This is a genomic window from Streptomyces sp. B1866 (assembly GCF_031932565.1).
In the GTDB taxonomy this organism is placed as follows: domain Bacteria; phylum Actinomycetota; class Actinomycetes; order Streptomycetales; family Streptomycetaceae; genus Streptomyces.
The window spans coordinates 1-2,048 of record NZ_JAVSCF010000476.1 but is presented as its reverse complement, the minus strand read 5'-3'; the positions used below and the strand labels follow the sequence as shown (position 1 = coordinate 2,048).

General features: G+C 76.6%; 2 protein-coding genes. Both read right to left on the bottom strand.

Annotated elements, in window-relative coordinates; genetic code table 11:
* Nucleotides 1-32: 32 nt before the first annotated feature.
* Nucleotides 33-704, bottom strand: a complete 672-nt coding sequence (locus RKE29_RS29600) for an FCD domain-containing protein (RefSeq protein WP_312008795.1) — start codon at nucleotides 702-704, stop codon at nucleotides 33-35.
* 135 nt (nucleotides 705-839) lie between these two features.
* The gene (locus RKE29_RS29595) at nucleotides 840-1,907 is read right to left on the bottom strand and encodes an LLM class flavin-dependent oxidoreductase (protein ID WP_312008794.1); all 1,068 of its coding nucleotides are present in this window, start codon (nucleotides 1,905-1,907) and stop codon (nucleotides 840-842) included.
* Between the last annotated feature and the right edge of the window lie 141 nt (nucleotides 1,908-2,048).

Here is a 2,048-nt window from a genome sequence, read left to right as displayed (position 1 = left end):
GGGCCGGGGCGCGGGGCCGGGGCGGGCGGTGCTCAGGACGCGGCGCGCGCCCGCCGCTCGGCGCTCGCCAGGTGGGCCGTCGCGCACGCGCGGGCGGCCTCCGCGTCCCGGTCCCGCAGCGCGCCCAGGATCTGCCGGTGCTCGCCCAGGACGCGGCCGACCCTGTCCGGCCGCGCCAGGCCCCGCCAGGCGCGGGTCCGGGTGGCCGGTCCTGACAGGCCCTCCAGGAGGGCGCACAGCACGGAGTTGCCCGACGCCTGCGCGATGCCGCGGTGGAAGCGGAGGTCGCTCGCGGCCAGGTCGGCCGCGGACGGGTCGGGCCCCAGCCCGTCCAGCAGCGCGGCCAGCGCGTCCAGTTCGGCGTCGGTGATGCGCGTGCAGGCCAGCGCCGCCGCCGCGGGCTCCAGGATGCGCCGCACGGCCAGGAACTCCCCGGCGCGCTCGCCGCGGTGCAGGTCGGCGGCGAAGCGCACCGCCTCCAGCAGGCCCCCCGGCTCCAGGCTGGTGACGTACGTGCCGTCGCCCTGCCGCACGTCCAGCACGCGGGCCAGCGCCAGGGCGCGCACGGCCTCCCGCAGCGAGTTGCGGGACAGGCCCAGCTCGGCGGCGAGCCGGGCCTCCCTGGGCAGCCGGTCGCCCGGTCCCAGCACCCCGGAGACGATCATGTCCTTGATCTTCTGGATCGCCTCGTCGGTGACCGCCACGCTGACCTCCCGACGCCAGACATCCGATGTCTGGGGTCCATTATGTCCCGTGGGCCCGCGGCGGCCCGGGGCGCGGGCCGGGGCGCGGGAGCCGGGCGGGGCCGCGTGGCACCGCCGCGGAGCGCGGCCGGCGGGTCACGCGGCGGGCTCCCACAGGGTGGTGGGCGCCTCGCGGCGTACGACGGGGGCGATCTCCTCGGCGAACCGCTGGAGCGTCTCGCGCTGCTCGGCCCGGCCGAGCCCGAAGGCGTCCGCGCTGACCGACAGCAGGTCGTTCCCGTACAGCTCGTGGTAGGTGAGGATCTTGTCGATGATCCGCTGCGGGCTGCCGATGAGCTGCGGCCCGTTGTCGATCGCGTCCTCGATCGTCTGGTACGGCGTGTTGTACCCGGGCTTGCCGGCCAGGTGCGGCCGGTAGGTCTGCCGCACGCGCGCCTCGTACAGGTCCTTGTAGCGCTCGACCGCCTGCTCGGTGGTGTCGGCGATGAGCAGCCCGCCCGACCCGGCGGCCACCCGCGCGAGCGCCGGATCGTGCCCGTACGCCTCGAACCGCTCCCGGTAGTGGCGGATCAGCTTCGCGTAGGCCTCGCGCGGCTGGACGGCGTTGGCGGTGAACAACGGGTCGCCGTGCCTGGCCGCCAGCTCCGTGGAGCGCAGGCTGGTGGCCGAGCCGTGCCACACGCGCGGCGGGCCGTCGTAGGGGCGGGGCAGGGTCGTCACGTCCTTCAGCGGCGGCCGGAACTCGCCCTCCCAGGTGACGCCCTCCTCCCGCCACAGCCGCCGCAGCAGCTCGTACTTCTCCGCCTGGAGGTCCCACTGCCGGTCCTCGTCCAGGCCGAAGAGGCTGAAGTGCCCGGCTTCGGCGCCCTTGCCGATCACCAGGTCCAGGCGGCCGCGCGAGATCTGGTCCAGCGTCGCGTAGTCCTCCGCGACCCGCACCGGGTCCAGGATGGCGACCACCGTCACGCCGGTCAGCAGCCGGATCCGGGAGGTGACGGCGGCCACCGCGCCCAGCACCACCGTGGGACTGGACGACAGGAAGGGCCCGGCGTGCCGCTCGCCGACGGCGTACGCGTCGAAGCCCAGCCGCTCGGCCTCGGCGGCGGTCTCGACCACCTCCTGGAACCGGTCGGCGGGCGTGCCGAGTTCGCCCGTCAGCGGGTGCGGGGAGTGGCTGATCAGGGTCAGTACGGAGAACTTCACAGGGGCGTCCTTTCCGCTTCGCCTGGCCCCGGGCGGGTGCCGGGCGTGCCGTCGTCGGGGGCGGCGGGCCGCGGGCCGCGCCGCCGGAACTCCGCCGCCGCGCCGCCGTCCGGCGCGTCCGGGGGCGCCGGCGCTCCGGGC